The organism is Corallococcus exercitus (assembly GCF_042231735.1).
Taxonomy (GTDB): Bacteria; Myxococcota; Myxococcia; order Myxococcales; family Myxococcaceae; genus Corallococcus; species Corallococcus exercitus_B.
This window is the reverse complement of sequence record NZ_CP102577.1, coordinates 6478724-6496900: the sequence shown is the minus strand read 5'-3', so window position 1 is coordinate 6496900 and position 18177 is coordinate 6478724. Positions and strand designations below refer to the sequence as shown.

Sequence of the window (18177 nt, the reverse complement as noted above, 5' to 3'; positions counted from 1 at the left end):
ACCATGAAAGAACCGCGCGAGCTGACTCTCCAGTTGTTGCGTTCAGACAGGCCCGACCAAGCGTATGCCTTCAACGGTGAGTCGCAAGGCTATACCGTGATTGACATGAATGGCCGGCTCGGGCACGCCGTACTTCCCTGGGACAAGTTAGCGCCCTTGCAGGAGGCACTGACCCGGACGCACATGACGGAAGTGGAGCAGGCCCAGGTAGGAATGTTGCTGCGGGAGTTTCTAGAGGGGGTCCTGAAGAATCTGGAAGGTTGGGCGGCTTACGAGGCGGAGTTACGCCGAGCCGAACTCTTGGGGGAACCCATCCTGTTGCGGCTTCGGCTCAGCTCAGTGGAGTTGTTCAATCTTCCCTGGCCCTTGACCCGGCTTTCGGATCAGCGACGGCTGGGGACACTCAAATCCTGTGTCATCGCGTTGGAGTGGGCCGGAGTGCCTCGTTATCCGTCTCCGGGTAACGAGCCCGGGCGAGTGTTGTTCGCCTGGTCTGACGCAGGAGGGCCTGTAGAGGATCGACAGCACCTGGAAGCTTTACGGCGTGCCTGCCCTGATTTCGATTCACGAGTAGATGTGTGTCCAGACGTGAGCCTTGAGGCGCTCCGGAAGCGGCTCAATAGCGCAATGCAAGAAGGGAATCCGTATCGGATTATCCACCTTCTCTGTCACGGGACGAGGCTGGGTGAAGGAATCTATGGACTGGTGATATCGGATCCTGCTGACGGTCAGAAGCCAGTGCCCATGGGGATACACGCCCTTCCGGACCTGCTGGGCGGCACACATGCGTCCAATCTCCACGCGATAGTCGTGAGCGCCTGCCACAGCGGGCATCCCGGAGAGGTAGGAAGCATGATTGGAGGCGTGGCACTACCCCTTCACCAGTTGGGGATTCCAGTGGTCATTGCATCCTTGATGCCCCTCTCAGTGGCGGGCTCGGTCGCGCTGACAGGTGCGTTCTATCGGGAGCGCTGTCAACAGAGGCGTTCCCTCCAGGATGCCTATCAGGCTGCGCTGGCGGCGCTCCCGGCCGGTTCGCTCGATTGGACTTCGCTCCAGTTCCTCGTGTCCCCTCCGCGTCAACCTGACGTCCCGGCGGAGCCTCGCCGAGTGATCTTTTCGGAGAAGGAGGCCTTGCCTGAGGTGTTCTCCGGCGACATCTCCTTGGCATACGAGCTGAACTACAACGTAGCTCCCGCCGCGGTACAACGGGCCTTGGCAGGGAGCTCCAGGGAAATCCTGGTCCTTCAACCTCTCGGCAAGGTGAGGGATACCTTGCCTTCGTCGCTATCGGAGTGGCGCCAGTCGCTGCATCGCACGGATGCTCTCGTGGAGTCCTTGGGGACCAAGGCCGCCCGCGTCCATCTCTTTGCGCGTGCCCCTCTGCCGCTAATGTTCCATTTAGGGTGGCGCTTGAACCGGATGGGACTCAAAGCCTACCAGCCTCGAAGGACGGGAAGCGACGAGTGGGACTGCTTCTACGACTCAGGGAGCACCGTCCCACTGACCACGGAGCCATTCTTCAAGCAGGACTCCTGGCCGACCCCTGAGGCCTGTCACGAAGCCGAGGGGCGCCTGGCCCTCTCCGTGGAGGTGACTCTGTCCGTGACCGAGGAGGATGTGGCTCGCTGGCTGGGGCATGAGAGACCTCCCGTTCTTCTCCGCCTCGTCGCCGCCAGGGGGCCCTCCCAGACCGCCCTGGGAGGACCGGACGACTCTGCTCGGGCTTCGGACGAGTTCTGGCACTGCCTGGAGCGCATCCGGAAGACATTGCCCCAGGTCCAGGAGATTTGGCTGGCCATGGCCTGTCCCGCCAGCCTCGCGGTGGCCCTGGGGCGAGTCTACAACCCAAGGGCACTCCCCCGCCTCAAGCTCTTCAACTTCCGGAAGGGGCCCGAAGGGTACGTGGAACTGCCCTGGGACCCGCAAGAGGCCCCCAAGAAGCGGCGGCGATGACCCACCGCGGTGCGCGCGAAGGCCGACGTAACATCCGCCCGGTCCTCCGTTTCCCTGGTGGGGAAGGACCGGAGATGCGGTCATGACGAACGCCGGGGAGCGCGTGGCCCTAAATTACGAACACTGGCAAGGCAAGTACTACCGGCTGTTGCTGCCCATCGCGCAGCGGCTCTGCAGGGGGGCCCTGGGACTGGATCCCAAGGACCTCGTGCAGGAGACCCTCCTTCGCTTCATCAAGCACTTCGCGGGCTCCCTGGACGACCGGGGAGATGAGCCCATGGATGGCTGGCTCATCGCCGTGATGAACCGCCATTTCGTGGACCTGCAGCGGAGCGCCATGAGTCGGAAACGTGCCGAGGACGATCCGACCATCACCCGCTGGACCATGGGCCAGGGGGAAAACACGTCCACCTACGAGCGCATCACGCCAGAGCGCTTCGACCGGGCCGTGGACCAGCTCCCCCAGCTGCAGCGCGTGACTTTCCTGCTCCATGTCCAGGGCCTGGGCAACCAGGAGATCGCCAAGCGCCTGAACATCAAGCCGAATGCCGTGGCCAAGCGCCTGTTCGATGCGCGCCAGCGGTTGAACGAACTCCTCCTGCCTTACGTTGATGAAGGAACCCACTGATGTCCAAGCCCTGTGACCAACTGCCGCTCTTCGCGGATGGAGACCTGCCGCTCGCGGAGTCCCAGGCGTTTGGCAGACACCTGGCGGACTGCGCGCACTGCCAGACGGAGCTGACGCGGCACCTCCAACTTGACCAGATGGGGCGGCGCTACCTGGAACGGCACGGTCCCATCACCATTCCGTGGCACGCCATGCCCCGCAACCGATGGTTCGCCGCGGGGGCGGCCCTGGTCGCGGTCGCGCTCGGGGTGCTCCTGGGCGTAGGCGGAGTAGGCCGGCGGGTGTCTTCTCCGGAGCCCGCGCTGTGGGCCGGGACGTCGCGGACGCTGGAAGCACGTGTCACGTACCCGGGGGCGGATCAGTACCGCAGACCTGCCCAGGCGTTGATGGGCGGCGGCTCGCCCTCAGCCACCGCCGGTCGACCGCTGACGGTGATGAGTGAGCTGGAGCGACGGGGTGACCTGTCCCAGCTCGTGGCCGCGTACCTGACCGCGGGCCCCCCGGAGCCCAAGAACGCGAAGGACCTCCTGACGCGGATGCAAGCCGAGCGGCAGGGGGATCCGGCCGACGTGCTCAGCGACATGGGCGCGGCCTATTACGCCTCCGCGAAGACTCAGGACCCGGCCTGGGCACTGCGCGAACTTCGAGAAGCCTTGCGACTGCTTCATCAGGCCCTCGTGCTCAAGCCCGCCCATCTCCAGGCACACTGGAACCGCGCGCTCGTGTACCGGGACCTGGGCCTGCCGCTGCTGGCCATTCAGGACCTGGAGGCGGTCGAGGCGCAGGAGACCAACCCCGCCTGGCGTGCCGAGGCCCGCGAGAAGCGCAAGAAGCTCGCGGATGTGACGACGCGCCAGCAGCGGTGGGAGGCCGCGAACAGCGCGGGCGCCGAGCTCGTGGCGCGCGGTGCCCAGGCGCTTGATGAGGCCATGCGGTACGCCGACGTACCGATGATGCGGCGTGACTTCTACCATGCGGTGCGAAGCCGCACCTCGCGCGAAGACGTGCTCGCGCTCCTCCCGCTGGCGGAGGCCCTGGACGCGAGAGCGGGACAGCAAACCGTGCTGGCCAACTATCTCCGTTCGGTCGCGAGCCGGGACTTCTCACGCCGTGCCCCCCTGGCGGAGGCCTACGGTCGGTGGGCCATGGGGACGGTGGAACCCTCTGGAAAGGAATCCCTGCTGCGTACCTTCCTGGCCTCGAACGAGGACGACATCACGCTGGGTGCGTTGGTGATGTTCTCACCCCGGGGACCCGACTCGGAGTACGCGGAGAGGTTGATCACGCTGGGAAACAGCAGCCCGGACCCTTGGTTCAAGGTCCTGGCGCTGCAGGAGCGCGCGGACCGCTCACGCCAGAAGGACCGGTATGAGCTCGCGCTCTCGGACCTGAGACAGGCGCTGGAGCTCTGCACGCAGGAGCACCTCGTCTATCGGTGCACGGAGGTCCGTAACGACTTGGCATATGTGTCCGGCTGGCTCTTCCAGCTTCAGGAGGCAGAGCGTTTCGCCCGTGAAGGTCTCACCCAGGCCCGACTGGGGCAATGGGAGCAGGAGCGCATGCTGCTCCAGGCGCTTGGCAGTGTGGCCCGCATGGCCGCGGACGTGACGCTGGGCCGGGCCTATTTCGGAGAGGCCTTGCTGATGGGGGGCGGGAAGGAACTCGCGCGCAACATCCATGAGAATCTGGCGCATCTGGCCATCAGGGCCCTGGAGCTGGATGTGGCCCGGGATGAAATCAACCAGGCCCTGGCCACCGGACTGCCGTTGACCCAGCATGGGGTGGCCGCGCTGGCAGACATCGCCCGGACCCGTCGTGCTTCCGGAGACGTGGAGGCCGTGCAGCACGGATTGGCTTCGGCTCCCCCGGTGACGGAAGGACAGCATGCCTTCGTCAAGTCCCTCCAGGGACGGTTCCTTCTGGAGGCGGACCCTGCGCAAGGACAGGCGCTGCTGGTGGACGCCATCGAACAGGCGACACGTGCCGCGGCCGCGGCCAGTGGGGCGGGTTGGACGGACATCACGGCGCAACATGCCCGCGCCTACGGCTTCACCTCGCTCATCTTCGATGATGCCCGGAGAGAGGACTTCACGACGGCCCTGGCACGCTTTGGGAACGAGCTGGGCTTCGACACACCGGGAAGCTGCGTCCTGGGGCTCACCGAGGACACGGAGCGACAGTTGTTGGTGGGGCGCGGGGCGGATGGACAACTCCTGAAGCGCTACATGCCGGCTCGGACGGAGCGGATGCCGGTGGACATGACCGACGTGGTCCCACCGGACATGGTGGAAGCCCTGCGGCCCTGCGCCTCGGTGGACGTGCTGGCCCGGCCACCCCTCCAAGGCCGTTCGGGCCTGCTGCCTCCGGACATGGCTTGGCGCTACCGGGCCCTGGCCGAGGCTCGGCAACCTCCGGTGGGACGGGGCATCCACCTGGTCGTCAACGAGGTCCGTTACGCCGAACAGCGCAACGAAACGCCACTGCGGTGGACCGCGCGCATCACGCCCGACGAGGACCTGATGACCCTGACCGACTTGGCGGCCACGCCCAGCCGCGTGCTGGCAGAAATGCCCAAGGCCTCGGAGATCGACCTGGCGACCCATGGAAAAGTCGCGCCGGGGCCGAAGAGCACCTACCTGTTGCTGGCGCCCGAGACGAACGGCTCGGACATGCTGACCGAGGAGCTCATCCGCAAGATGAAGCTGCCCAAGGCCCCCCTCGTCATCCTCGCGGCCTGTGAGGCGGCACGAGGTACGACGGCCCTCCACGAGCTCGGCAGCCTCCCCAATGCCTTCCTGGCCGCGGGAGCTCGCGGCGTGGTGGCGGCGACCTTGCCCATTCCCGACGAAGACTCGTCCGTGTTCTTCGGGAACGTGCGGGACCGCCTCCGGGCGGGGAGCCCGCTCGGCACGGCGGTCCGCGACGAACGGCAGCAGTGGTTGCAGCGAAGCGCGTCCAACAGCTGGGTCAACGGGGTCCTGGTCTTCGAATAGGCAGACGCCGCCCGAACGCAGTCAACATCTTTCAGGAGGAGAGACAATGCATGGGAAGGCATTGAAGCCACAGGTGTATTCGCAGTGGGATGGCCACCCGTTCTTCGAGGGACAACCCGAGGGGGGACGTCAGGTCTACATCGAAACGTCCATGAAGGGGTTCGTCGGGTCTGGGGTGATGGATGGAGTAGACCGCATTCTTTTTGAAGTTCACGGCACCCAGTCGGAGCGCCCCCGCTTCGAGGCCCAGATCCGGTCGGAGGGAGCCGCGGTCTTCCTGGGCCCTCCTCCGACCGACACCAACGCGGGGGGCACCAAGGCCGGCTCCGGCACGGACCGTCCCGGCCTGACGCTCCCCGAGCCTGAGAAGGCGTCAGCGCTTCGCCAGGGCGCGGAGGGCACGGCGAAGACTCCTGACACCACTGCTCCCACCGAGCGGCTTCCGGATGCGAAGAAGGACAAGCCATGACCTTCCATCTGTTGCTGGCCCATGCCGGGAGCGGGAGGCCCGTCCTGGAAGAGGGCCTCCCCTGGGAAGCCTTCGCGGACGCGCCAACGCCGGAGCCGGTGCCTACGCCTTCCCATCTCCACAACTTCGCGGGACCGCCGGACCAACTGCGTGAACAGCGCTGGGCGCTGCTTGTCCCGGACACGCCGCGGGGGCGGGCCGTGGAAGACCGTCTCGCGCCGCTGTGTGAACTGCGGTCCCGGGAGCAGGGGGCTCCGGTGGAGATCCACCGGGTGCCGCCAGGAATGGATGCGGTCCAGGCGGACGACTTCCGTGTCCGGACGCTGCATTCCTGGACGCGTCCCGAGCGGGAGCATGCGAGGTATGTGTTGCTGGCGGGAGGGCTGGATGAGCTCTCGCTGGAACTGCAGATCTCCCTCGTGGAGGACGGGGGCTGCTTCGTGGGCCGCCTGGCGTTCGATGAGGAGGCGGACTACACGTCGTACGTCGAGAAGGTGTTGGCCCATGCCCTTGCCGCCGAGCCGCACCGGCGGGCCCGTGCGGTGTACCTCGCCGTCGACGACATGACGGTCGCCACGCGGGTGGGGCAGCGAAACCTCGTCGCGCCTACTGCCGAGCGGTGCCGGAAGGAGCACGGTCAGGGACACTTCCCCGCGAGCGAACTCCTGGAGGAGACGCTTCCGGAAGGGGCGCTGGAGCGGCTTTTTGAAGTGGCCGGAGCCCCTGTTCCGAGCCTGCTCTTCACGATGAGCCATGGACTGGGGGCTCCCGTAGGAGGTTGGAGCAGCGCGCTGGCCCAGCGGCAGGGGCAGGGCAACATGTATCTGGGGGGAGGCGTGGCGTTGACACCGGAGGAACTCCGGCGACGGCCTTTTCTGCCGGGCGGTGTCTGGTTCTACTTCGCCTGCTTCGGCGCGGGCACACCCCTCCTCAGTGTGTATGAGCCCTGGATGAAGCAGTTCGTGGAGTCCGGGGATGCGTCTCCACGCGTCCTGGAGAGCATCCATTGGTCACGCCCGCAGGACGGGCGCCCCTTCACCGCGGCCCTGCCACAGGCCGCCCTGGCGAATCCCGAGGGCCCGCTCGCGGTCATTGCCCACCTGGACATGGCCTGGATCCATGCCTTCCACGACGTGCTGACGGGCCAGTCCCATGCCTACCGGCTCGAATCAGTGATGACGAAGTTGCTGCAGGGCTACCGCGCGGGCGTGTCGCTCCAGATGCTCCTGCGTCACGCGGGCCAGCTGGACGCCCGGCTGGGTCGGCAGCACCAGCAGGATGCTGCGAAGCCATTCAAGGCACCCTTGCCGCAGGACGTGCGCATTGAGCGAGCACGCCTGTGGATGGAGCGGCACGACGTCACCCGCTACGTCCTGCTGGGCGACCCGGCGGTGCGGCTCGTGACGCCAGGCTGAAGGCTGGCGATGGGCGCGTGCGTAACAATCGCCGCGTCCATCGTGATTTCCGTACCATGACCCTTCCTCTCCCCAGCTACTTCAAGGACTTCCTCCAGGACATCCGTCCGACGGATGCGCAACGCGCCCAAATGATTGAAGGCCACCAGCGGCTCCAGGAGCGGCTGGAGGCGGACAAGGAACTCGCGACGGGGTTCGTCAGCATGTTCCTGCAGGGGAGCTACCGCCGCTACACGGCGGTGCGTCCCAAGGACGATTCCAGGGCGGACGTCGACCTCGTCGTGGTCACCAAGATGAAGGAGTCTGAGTTTACTCCGGCGAAGGCGATGAGCTGTTTTAAGCCGTTCCTGGAGCGTCACTACAAGGGCAAGTACCAGCAGCAGGGGCGCTCCTTCGGCATCACGATGTCGCGCATCGAGATGGACCTGGTCATCACCGCGGCACCACTGGAGGCCGAGGCGGGAACCTACAGCAAGCTGTTGAAGGCCGAGGCAGCCCTGGCGTCGGTTTCCCTGGACGAGGCGTTCTCCGCCGAGCCGCTTTTCAAGTCCGGCGAGCAGGAGGAGGCGCTCTGGAAGCTGCATCCGCTCCGCATCCCGGATCGCGACCTGGGCGCGTGGCAGGACACCCACCCACTGGCCCAGTTGAGTTGGACGCACCGCAAGAACGACCGTTGTGGAGGGCACTTCGTCAACGTGGTCAAGGCGCTCAAGTGGTGGAGGCTCGTCCACCTGGACTCGCTGCCGAAGCGGCCCAAGAGCTATCCCTTGGAGCACCTGCTGGGGGATTGCTGCCCGGATGGCATCGAGTCCGTCGCTGAAGGCGTGGTCCGGACCCTGGAGGCCTTCGTGGACAACTACGCCTTCCATGCCGCCGTCAAGACCGTGCCTTCCGCGGAGGACCGGGGGGTGAAGCAGAACGTCATGGCCCGCATCGACGGAAACGACTTCGCGGCGTTTCACGAGCAGGCGAAGAAGGCCGCGAAGCTGGCACGCAAGGCCTTCGAGTCCCCGGATGCCCAGACCGCGGCGCCGCTGTGGCGGGAACTCTTCGGAGACAAGTTCCCTTCCGCGCCCGAGGGTGGCTCGAAGAAGTCGTTCACTCCCCACGAAGGTGGAAGCGGGAGCGTGGGTTCCGGCAGGTTCGCGTGAATCAGGTGCCTGCGTTGACGGAGGACCTGCGCCTGGGGCGGCGGGTCCTGGATGGTCGTGCTGACGTCGTGCTGCTCGGCGACCTGGCGTGGGACCCGGAGACGTCGGTCTGGGTGCTCCCGCTACGCGTGCGGGCGGACACGCGGGAGAGCACCATTCCCGAGTGGACGGATTGGTACGTCTTCATCGACGCGAACTATCCCCTAGGATGTATCGACGTCCATCCGTCGAAGACACGGAGCATCGAAGACACTTATCCACATCAGAGGCTGAACACGCCGGGGCCGGCCATCCAGCCCTGGCGCGATGGGCGGCTGTGCCTCCAGACGGGAAGGGCGTCCCTCGGCTTCAGGGTAGAGGAAGAGGAAGCCCGCGACGCCGCGGGCCGACTCGAGTGGTATGTCCACGCGCTTCAGGAGTGGCTCGCGGCTGCGGCGCGCGGCCAGCTCCTTGCGCCGGGCCAACCCTTCGAGCTTCCGGACCTGCCGATTCGGGACCGTGCCCGGGTGGTCTTCAGTGAGGGGCCCGAGACCTTCGCCCGCTGGAACGCGCTTCCGGATTCACGAGGGTGGGCGGAAGTGGTGCCGTTGCCCGGCAACCCACGGGTGTTCGCGGTGCGCGCCTTCTATTCGTTCGAGGGGCGCTGGCTGTTCTCCCTGGAATGGGGAGATCTGCTGAACCGGGTTCCACGCAGGCGCCGTGTGCGGATTCCCTGGATGCGCTGCAAGGAACTCCCCCTGCTCCCGGTCCACGCCGCGCCTGCTACTTGGCAGGAATTGGAGCGCGCCGCCAAGGCCCAGCATTGGGACTTGAGGGATGACTTGATGGCGTTCGCTGAACGACTCCGGGATGGATCGAGACACCTTTGTCTCGTGGGCTTCCCCGTGTCCGCGGAGGTAGGGGAGCCCGCCGTTCGGACACACTGGTGGGCGGCACGACTGCCGAGCTTCTCTCACGGAGACGTAGCGCCGCGCGGTTACGCTCGTACAGAGCAGAACCGTCAAAGGTATGACCTGACAAACCTGTTCGCCAGACCACTGCCGGTGGATTGGCTTCGAACCGATGACTGGGCTCCCGAGGAGCTTCGCAGTCGTGGGGCTCTGCCGGAGGAACTGCGGCGGTCATGGGTCCTGCTGCTCGGTGCGGGAGCGTTGGGTTCCGCGGTCGCGGAGATGCTGGTGCGGGGAGGCGTGCGCCGACTGGTCGTCGTGGACCCTGACATCGTCGAGGGTGGCAACCTGGTGCGGCACACGCTGGACCTGACGGAGGTAGGCGCCTCCAAGGCCCGTGCACTCGCGGAGCGGTTGCGCTCCATCAGCCCGGACCTCCAGGTTCATGCCCTCGCGCAGTCGTTGGAACTGGCACCCCAGCAGCCCCACTGGCTTGTGTCCCGGTGCGAGACGGTCATCGACTGCACCGCTTCCAACGATGTCCTCCACGCGCTGGCGAGAATCACCTGGGATGGGCCCCGGCTCTTCTTCTCCGCATCCTTTGGCGTAGGGGCGCGGCGGATCCTGTGCTTCAGCGCTACGGGTACATCTTTTCCCGTGGAGGCTTTCTGGGCGCAGTGCGGGAAGTGGATCCACGAGGACTACAAGGAGTTGCTTCGCACAGACCTGCCACGAGAAGGCGTCGGGTGCTGGCATCCGGTCTTTCCTGCTCGAGCGGATGACGTGATGTTGGCCGCGGCCATCACCGTGAAGGCATTGGTGCGGTCCGCGAAGCTGCGTCCCATCACCCGGGTGGAGACCTATTCCCGCGAAGGGGCGGACGATGATTTCCAGGGGATACGCCAAGGGGAAGGCGCGGGTGCGCATGCCGGACCTTGAGTTTCGTTCAGAGGATGCGTGCTTCCGGGTGCACCTGCCCCAACCCCTGGTGCGAAAGCTGCTCAAACTTTGCCTTGCTTCGAAGCGACACGAGACAGGTGGCATCCTGGTGGGGCACTACTCCGAAGCGCTCGACTGCGCCCGAGTTCGCGAGGCGTCCGGCCCACCGCCGGACTCCGCGCGAGGGCTGACGTGGTTCGAACGCGGAACGAAGGGGCTGCAAGCGCTGCTCGACCGCAGCTGGAACTCCCGCCGCGACCATTACCTCGGGGAGTGGCATTTCCACCCGTTCGCGGCGCCGATTCCCAGTGCAACGGATTTGAGGCAGATCATGGCAATTGCCCGTGCCCCCCGCTATCGGTGTCCAGAGCCGCTGTTGCTGATTGTCGGTGGGGACCCCACGGGCGAATGGTCCATCAGCGTCCACGTCGTTCCCCGAGATGCCGAGGCGGTTCTCCTTTCACAGGTGTGATTTTGTTCTGGGACGAGTAACTCCTGAGCTGTCGTCCGTCTTTACATGTGACGTGACCCCAAAGTGGTCCCGTCCGTGAACCCATGGGCGAACAGAGCGCATCCCGGATGCAGGGCGACCGTTATCAGCACCTTTTCAGCTGGTACGTGTTGCTGTGGTTACTGGACGAGGACTGTCCGTTCGCGTCCGCCTTCGTCGAACACCCCGAGGCGGGGGCGGCGGACGACGTGACCCTGCACGCTCGCCCCGGTGTAACCGGGGCCAGCCGGTACATGCAGGTGAAGTGGCACGTGGACCACCGGGCGCTCTACACGTTGGAGGGGTTGACGGAAACGGTCGGACGGGGACAGTCGCTTCTCCAGAAGCTCTTCGTGTCCTGGAAGACGCTGCGCGGACAGGGCCCCGTGGAGGTGTGGCTGGTGAGCAACTGGCCCGCGGCTCCAGAGCTGGGGCGATACCTTCAGGGACGGGACTGCAGCCTCACCGAGGACTTCTTCGTGGCGGCTCCGGCCGGGGCGCTGAAGGTGGCGCGGACTCGATGGCTGGAGCACCTGGGGGTGGAGTGGGACGTCCTGCGTGCCTTCTGCGCGGACCTGCGGTTCCGCCTGGGCCTGGCGAGCATGGTGGAGCTGGAAGAGCGTGTGGACGAGCGCATGCGCATGCATGGGCTGCGGCAGGGCCCGGCGCCTCGGGCCATCGCGCTGGATGGCATCCGGGAGTGGATCGAGACCGGTGGCCAGGCCAAACGGCTGGACCGGGCGAAGCTCCAGATGTTCATCCGGGACCGGGGGCTCCTGGAGTCGAAGACCGACACGCCGGGCGTGGGACTCTGGATCCACGGATGGGCGCGGCGCCAATGGCGTGAGCCACCGGCGGTGGAACTGGACTGGACGTCGCACTTCGACCGGGACACCCGTGCGGTGCCAACGGAAGCGGTCTGTCGCGAGCGGCTGCTTCCCGAACTGCGCGAGGCGCGGCGAAGGCTGGCGTCACGGCCTGCGGAGTCAGTGATCGACTTCCGGGGTAAGGTACCGCTATCGGTCTCGCTGGCCGTGGGCACCTGCTTCCCGGAGGTGGCGGGCGCCCGCTTCCGGGTGGAGCAGGCGACGCGGGGCGAGACGATGCTGTGGCGCTCGGATGCGAAGCCGACGCAGCGGCAGCTCCACGGCACCGAGCACGAGAGCGCTCCGGATGCCATGGACCTGTTGGTGGTGTTCCAGCTCACGGGCGACGCGGGGCCAGACGTCGAGCGGTTCGTGGCCAGTCATTCACGGCGGTTCCGCGCGGTCCTGGTGCTGGAGCCGGACGGAGGTCCGCATGACGGCGCGGTCGGCTCGGACGGGGACGCGGTCGCCTTCGCGGTGCTCGCGCGCGAACGCATCCGACAGGCCCGCGTGCGGTGGCGCACCTCCACCACGCACCTCATCCCCTACGCTCCTGCCGGCTGCTGCCTCTTCCTGGGCCAGCGCCTCAACGCGATGGGGCCGGTGGTGGCCTACGAGCGCACCGCCGCAGGCGGCTACGCCCCCTTCATGACCATCGAGACAGGGTGATGACGGTGGAGCGCACCCTGTTCTTCGTGGCGCTCCAGCCCGTGAAAGCCCCGCACCTGATTCCCCCCGGAGGACACCATGCAGGTTCGACAAGCAGTCCACGACTTCATTTCCGCGCTCGAGCTCACTCCTGCCGAGAGGACGGCGGCCAGCGACCAGCACAAGTTCTTGCGAGATGGGCTTGCCAGCCGGCTCGAGATTGAGCCTGACCTCTATCCATTCCTTACGGGCTCCTATGCGCGGAGCACGGCCATCCGCCCGCTCAAGGACATCGACCTGTTTTGCGTGCTGCAGCGCACGCCCGGCCTCAATCCGGTCAGCAGCAAGCCGATGGACGCACTGGCGATGGTGCGACGAGCGCTGGAAGACCAATACCCGGGCAAGACCGCCGACCCGCAGAATCGCTCGGTGAACATCTCATTCTCCGAGACGGGAATTGCCTACGATGTCGTCCCCGCGTTCCTCGACCAGGGCAACAGCGAGGTCTTCTGGATCCCTGACCTCCAGGCGAAGACCTGGATCCGCTCCAATCCACGTATCCACGAACGCCTTTCGGTGGACGCCAACGAGGCCGCAGGCCAGGAACTCAAGCCCCTCACCAAGGCGGTGAAGCACTGGAACCGGCGACAACCGGCTGGGGAGCGACTGAGGTCGTTCCACATCGAGGTGATGATCTGGGCTGTGCTCGTTGCGAAGCCTGGGAACCGGCTTGATGGCCTCATCGAAATCTTCGAGGGCCTGGCTTCTCGCGTGCTCCGTGATACGCCGGATCCGGCGGGGCTGGGACCCTCCATCAACCAGGGGATGACCGACGCGGCGAGGACCACCGCGGTGACACGGTTGCAACGAGCAGCCTCGACGCTGAGAGAGGCGAGGGAACTCGCGCAGGCTGGCCACACGGAGCAGGCCCATTATCTCCTGTACGGGGTTTTCGGGGATCCCTACCCGGAGAAAGGGAAGCAGGGACGCTCAGGCGTCACGGGTGTTTCGGCCTCCTTGCCGTCCGCCCCGGACGGTCATGGCTCCAGGTTCGGGTAGACGCCAGTGCCATTCCCGGACAGTGACCCGCGGCGATGGTTGAAGGAATTGAGTACCCTTCACCAACGGCACCCGCGCATCTTGCGGATCGAAAAGCATCCGGTGCCCTTCGTGGAAGGCATGGTCGATACCGCGGGCGGGCTGCGGCGATATCGGCTCGCATGGCCGCCGGAATTTCCCTTGAGGCCGCCCGTCACCTGGGAGCTGTCGGCCGATGGTGCAAACATCGTTGATCATCGCGAACATGGGTACACGTTCCAGGACCTGAGCTTGTGCTTGTTCGCGCATGACCCTCGGAGGGGATGGCGACCAGAGTTCACGGCGGGAGAGGCGCTTGACCGGCTCGTCTCGTATCTGGAGCAGGAGGCTAGCGGGGAGTTCCCTCGAATCGAGGAGATTCCCCTGACGACACACTCCATTCGGGTTTCCTTGCCGCTGAGCATTTCAGCGGCGCTGCGTCAGGGGGGGAGCTGGGGCATGCTGACGGCGCTTGTTCGTGAGGACAGGCGACTCCTGCGCGTGATGAGCGTGGATGGGACCTCACACTCGCCAATCATCACCAGACCCCTTGAGGCCGGCCTGGGGGCTCCGTGGATCGCCGCCCTGGGGCTGCACCATCCGCAGGACGGCTTGTGGTGTCGGATCAACAGGACCGTGCTGCAGGTCCCTGCGTTGCGCCAGGGTCTCGATCGCTGGATTCGACAGCAGCTTCCGAGCGATGAAGCACGACGGTTGTTCATGGCGCAGGGGTTGATCCTGCTGGTGCTGAACGATGGGTTGCGAGTCGTCCTCAGGCGGGACCGAACCTCTTCGGACACAGACCCTGACGAGAGACTGCTCTATGTAAAGCCCTTCGAGGAGAACCTTGAAGAACGTATTTTCCGGCGCGTTGAGGAGCGCCTGGATGGAGTCGGCGGACTCCAGCGGGCACAGGTCGCGATCATCGGGGCAGGCAGCCTTGGCGGCAGTGTCGCGGTCGCACTTGCCAGGGCCGGAGTAGGGAGGTTCGTACTCATTGACCCGGAGCGCCTTGACCCTGAGAACGTGGCACGACACGTGGGAGGCGTGGATGAAATCTGCCTGCCCAAGGTGATGGTCGTGAGCAGGGCGATCCATCGGATCAACCCCGCTGCGGAAGTGGTCCCGGTACAAGCCGCGCTTTCTTTGGACCCGGTCGGCTGGGGACGGGATACGACGCAGCACCTTATCGAGGTGACACGCAATCCGCTGGGCATCGTCGTCTGTGCCACGGCCACGACCGAGGCGGAGAGTGTGGTCAATCATCTGTGTGTGAGCAGTTCATGCCCCGGCATCTTCGCCGCTGTATTGGGGCGTGCGGAGCACGGGCGGGTGTTCAGGGTCCTGCCGAGGCTAACGCCCTGCTATCAGTGTGTGCTGAACGCGCAACACGCCGAGCCCGGTCGATTCCCTCGCTTCGACCGCGCTGACATGGGGGTTCCCGCCTACCAGCAACCAGGACTCCCCGGGCTTGGGATGGACGTTGAGCAGGTCGCGCTGCTTGCCGCGCGGATGACATTGCAGACGCTCGGAGAGCGGCTCGAGGGTGGGCTCGACTACCCGAAGGCCCATGGGGACCACCTGCTCTGGTCCAATCATGGAGGATGGGCAGTCGACGGTCCGCTTCAAGCGAGGGTGGAGTTCATTCCACGAGACCACGAATGCCTCGTATGTGGGGCTGGAGGTGAGCCCCCGCTGTCCTTGGAGGAGGAGAAGGAATTGGCCACCCTGCAAGCCGTCCCGAAGTGAAACCTCACGGGTTTTCGCCTGCCGTGCCGTTTCGCGCCGCTCCAGGTCGTCAAGTCAGCCTGCCCTGATAGTCCCTTTGCGGCTGGCTGTGCGGAGGTGTCACGGAAGGCGAGGGGGCTATCCATGCGCGGGAACTGGGTCGTGGCGCTGTGTCTGTTGTCATGGGCATGGCCCGGCCGAACGGCCGCACAGGACGGGTCGCCGGATGGCCCCGCGAACGAACCGCTCATGGCCGCGGAGGACTGGCACCTCCTGACCCGGCTCGACGTGTCGACCCTGGCCCTGCTGCCTCGCGGTGACGGTGGAACACGCGAGGGTTTCGTCCAGGTCGCTCCCACCCTGATGCTGGATGGCGGCGCGGAGTTCGGCGTCAACCTGGGGACTCCGGTGAGGCTGCGTCTGTGGGGCGGCGAGCAGAACGCGGGCGTCTTTCGCCAGGAGGACTGGGACAGTCTGTCGGATTGGGGCCAGGTGGTTCGCGCCCTCAAGCTGGGGTCGAACGAAGCGCCCCTGGCACTGTGGATGGGAGCGCTGGAGCGCTACAGCCTGCTGTCCGGGCACCTGGTGCGGCGCTACTCGAACCGCATCAATCCCGACTACCACCCGGCAGGAGGCTTCCTCACCGGGACGCTCGGCCCGCTCTACGTGGAGGCCTTCGCCTCGGACGTCCTTGGCGCACGGCTCTTCGGAGTGGAAGCCGAGGTGGACCTGGAGCACGTCCTCTTCGGCCGGCCCGCCCAGGCCGGACGGTACACGCTGGCCGTGTCCGCCGTGCACGACGGGGGCAGGGGAGAGGGGACCTCGCCTGAGATCACGCTAGCCCACCTGGACGGGACCGCGGTGGTGTGGACGCGTCCGGGCTTCGAACTGCACCTTCTTGCCGGCTGGGGTGGCCGTCCCGGAACGGGAGGCGCCTGGGGCGCGGTGGCCGGAGTGGGGGCGGACGCGGAGACAGCGGGGTTGAACGCGCGGCTGCGCCTGGAGGCGCGACGGCAGCATGGGGGCTTTCGCCAAGGTGCTTTCGGTCCGGACTACGAACTGGCGCGCTTTCGCGCGGTGGGCGCTTGCAGACAACCTCTGGCCCAGACGCCATTTCCAGAAGGGGCCTCTGTCTACGCCGAAGCAGACGTGGGGTGGGACGCGGAGCAGTTGGTAGGGAGGATGCAGCGTCATCTGACCTTCTCCTGGGCAGTGGAGGTCTTCACCTGGGGCCGCGTGGACACGGACGGACGCCTCGCCCTCCAACTCTTCGATCGGAACCTGGAACTCGCCACGAGCGTGCTGGGAATGGGCCTGGGTCAGCCGGGGGCCCGCTACCTCGTGTCCGGAGACCTGCGCTGGCGCTTCGCGGGCAGGTTGTACGTGCTGGGACAGGGAGGGACGCTGTTGTTCCCGGAGGCGGACGGAGCGCTGCGTCCGGGCGTCTATGCCTCGCTGGGCGTGGGGGTGGACCATGCGCGCTGAGCTGCTGCTGTTGAGCGCGGTCCTGTTCGTCACGGGCTGTGCTTCCGGCCATCCCAGCATCCTGAGGCAAGCTTCGGGTGCGGTGCCCTTGCGTCGTCATCACGTCGAGCGCTCCCTGGACACGGATGCCGCGCGGAGCACTCGGGTCCAGGTCGCGGAGCCTGCCATCATCCACGGCACCGCGGAGGCGGATGCCTTCGAGCGCTTGCTGGTGCTCGCGGGGCTGGATCCCTGGGACGATCTGCCCTTGCGTGCGTCCGCGCTGGTACCGACGCAGGCCGCGAGGTTGTTGTCGGTGTTGCTGAAGAAGCCCGTGACCCTGGGCAACTTCCCGCCTCGCATGGGCGCGAGCCTGCTGCTGCGCGAGGTGCTGGAGGACGGCAGCGTGTCGCGGGAAGACCTCCTGCGCCGGACGGCCCGCCTCGAACGGCTCGTGGTGTTGAGACCTGACGGCTATCTCGCGTGGGTCATCAACGGACGCACGCAGCAGCGCGTGGGGCCGGTGGAGTGGAAGGGCGGCGCCTTCGTCGCGCTGGGCTTCGAGCTGGGGCGCTTCTACATCGACACCGGTGGCGTGTTCCGGCCAACGGATGAGCAGCTCCAGCCCGTGTTCAGTGGGTTCGTCGTGGAGGTGTACGACGACGCGGACATCATCAGCCGCTCGCTGGACGGCGCAGGGGACGCGTTCTTCGAACTGGCCATGTCCATCGGGAAGTTCTTCACCTCACCCACGGACAGCCTCCTGGCACTTCAACATCTGCCAGAGGGCATCGCCGACCTCGTCGCTTCCTCGCCCGAGTACCTGGAGCGCTTCATGTCCATGACTCGAGGAGAGCAGGTAAGGGCCGTCGCGAAGCTGTTGACGACGCTCTATGCCGGAGGGGGTGTCGCAAAGGGCTCCACTGGCGCCCTGACCACGGCGATGGGAGGAGCGGAAGCCCTGCTCCCCGTGCTGTCCCTCACTGGCGAAGGAGCGCTGGTGATGGAGCGCGTCGCGGTTCCCGTGGGGCGGATGGCCTACGCGGTGGGGGCAGGCGTTGGAGGGCTTTATGTCCTTTCCACGGCGGAGACGGGGGGCGGAAGCGGTTTGAAGGTCGCGCCACCCGAGCGCGTCGTGAACGACCTCAAGGATTTCTCGGGGAAGCGATTCCAGGCGGGTTCCGAGACGTTCCTGCTCGACAAGAAAGGGCTCCAGCACATCCTCGAGCGGCACCACCCGCGGTACTGGAATGGGACGACGAAAGCGTCTCAGAGTTTCTTCGGCGCGAAGATGGGCTTCGAGGACGTGATCCGTGCCATCGAGGCGGTTCTTCAGCAGAACCGGGAGCGGATGGTCGGCCGAGGAACGCGGGGGATGTACCAACTGAGGGGGACCGTCGATGGAGTAGAGTACATCCTCGGGCTCAACCAGGGCCGGGTCGGCCAGTTCTACCCTCGATAGG

Annotated in this window: 13 protein-coding genes; all 13 read left to right on the top strand. The window is 66.2% G+C overall.

The features are described 5' to 3' along the window. Positions 1–3 precede the first annotated feature (3 nt). The 13 genes from NR792_RS25790 (at position 4) to NR792_RS25730 (ending at position 18176) form a co-directional block, all read left to right on the top strand. Positions 4–1956, top strand: a complete 1953-nt coding sequence (locus tag NR792_RS25790; protein WP_375755347.1) for an SAVED domain-containing protein — start codon at positions 4–6, stop codon at positions 1954–1956. Between the two features lie 82 nt (positions 1957–2038). Next, the gene (locus NR792_RS25785) at positions 2039–2584 is read left to right on the top strand and encodes an RNA polymerase sigma factor (RefSeq protein ID WP_375755346.1); all 546 of its coding nucleotides are present in this window, start codon (positions 2039–2041) and stop codon (positions 2582–2584) included. Beyond that, entirely contained in the window at positions 2584–5577 is a 2994-nt protein-coding gene (locus tag NR792_RS25780; RefSeq protein WP_375755345.1) for a CHAT domain-containing protein, read from the top strand. Before NR792_RS25785 ends, NR792_RS25780 begins: the two co-directional genes overlap by 1 nt. A gap of 46 nt (positions 5578–5623) precedes the next feature. Further along, positions 5624–6046 (top strand): hypothetical protein, encoded by a 423-nt coding sequence (locus NR792_RS25775; RefSeq protein ID WP_375755344.1) that lies wholly within the window; start codon positions 5624–5626, stop codon positions 6044–6046. Positions 6047–6246: 200 nt separating this feature from the next. Beyond that, positions 6247–7461 (top strand): hypothetical protein, encoded by a 1215-nt coding sequence (locus NR792_RS25770; protein WP_375755343.1) that lies wholly within the window; start codon positions 6247–6249, stop codon positions 7459–7461. 56 nt (positions 7462–7517) lie between these two features. Further along, positions 7518–8612, top strand: a complete 1095-nt coding sequence (locus NR792_RS25765) for a nucleotidyltransferase (protein ID WP_375755342.1) — start codon at positions 7518–7520, stop codon at positions 8610–8612. Continuing rightward, the gene (locus NR792_RS25760; protein ID WP_375755341.1) at positions 8609–10441 is read left to right on the top strand and encodes a ThiF family adenylyltransferase; all 1833 of its coding nucleotides are present in this window, start codon (positions 8609–8611) and stop codon (positions 10439–10441) included. The genes NR792_RS25765 and NR792_RS25760 overlap by 4 nt, the downstream gene beginning before the upstream one ends. Beyond that, positions 10428–10913, top strand: a complete 486-nt coding sequence (locus NR792_RS25755) for a Mov34/MPN/PAD-1 family protein (RefSeq protein ID WP_375755340.1) — start codon at positions 10428–10430, stop codon at positions 10911–10913. Before NR792_RS25760 ends, NR792_RS25755 begins: the two co-directional genes overlap by 14 nt. A 107-nt stretch (positions 10914–11020) precedes the next feature. Next, positions 11021–12466: an SAVED domain-containing protein gene (locus NR792_RS25750; protein WP_375755339.1), complete on the top strand. Its 1446-nt coding sequence runs from the start codon at positions 11021–11023 to the stop codon at positions 12464–12466. Between the two features lie 78 nt (positions 12467–12544). Continuing rightward, positions 12545–13504, top strand: a complete 960-nt coding sequence (locus NR792_RS25745) for a nucleotidyltransferase (protein ID WP_375755338.1) — start codon at positions 12545–12547, stop codon at positions 13502–13504. Positions 13505–13585: 81 nt separating this feature from the next. Next, positions 13586–15271, top strand: a complete 1686-nt coding sequence (locus NR792_RS25740) for a ThiF family adenylyltransferase (RefSeq protein ID WP_375755337.1) — start codon at positions 13586–13588, stop codon at positions 15269–15271. 228 nt (positions 15272–15499) lie between these two features. Next, positions 15500–16735, top strand: coding sequence for a hypothetical protein (locus tag NR792_RS25735; protein WP_375755336.1), 1236 nt, complete (start codon positions 15500–15502; stop codon positions 16733–16735). Beyond that, entirely contained in the window at positions 16725–18176 is a 1452-nt protein-coding gene (locus tag NR792_RS25730; RefSeq protein ID WP_375755335.1) for a hypothetical protein, read from the top strand. The genes NR792_RS25735 and NR792_RS25730 overlap by 11 nt, the downstream gene beginning before the upstream one ends. Position 18177: the final 1 nt, after the last annotated feature.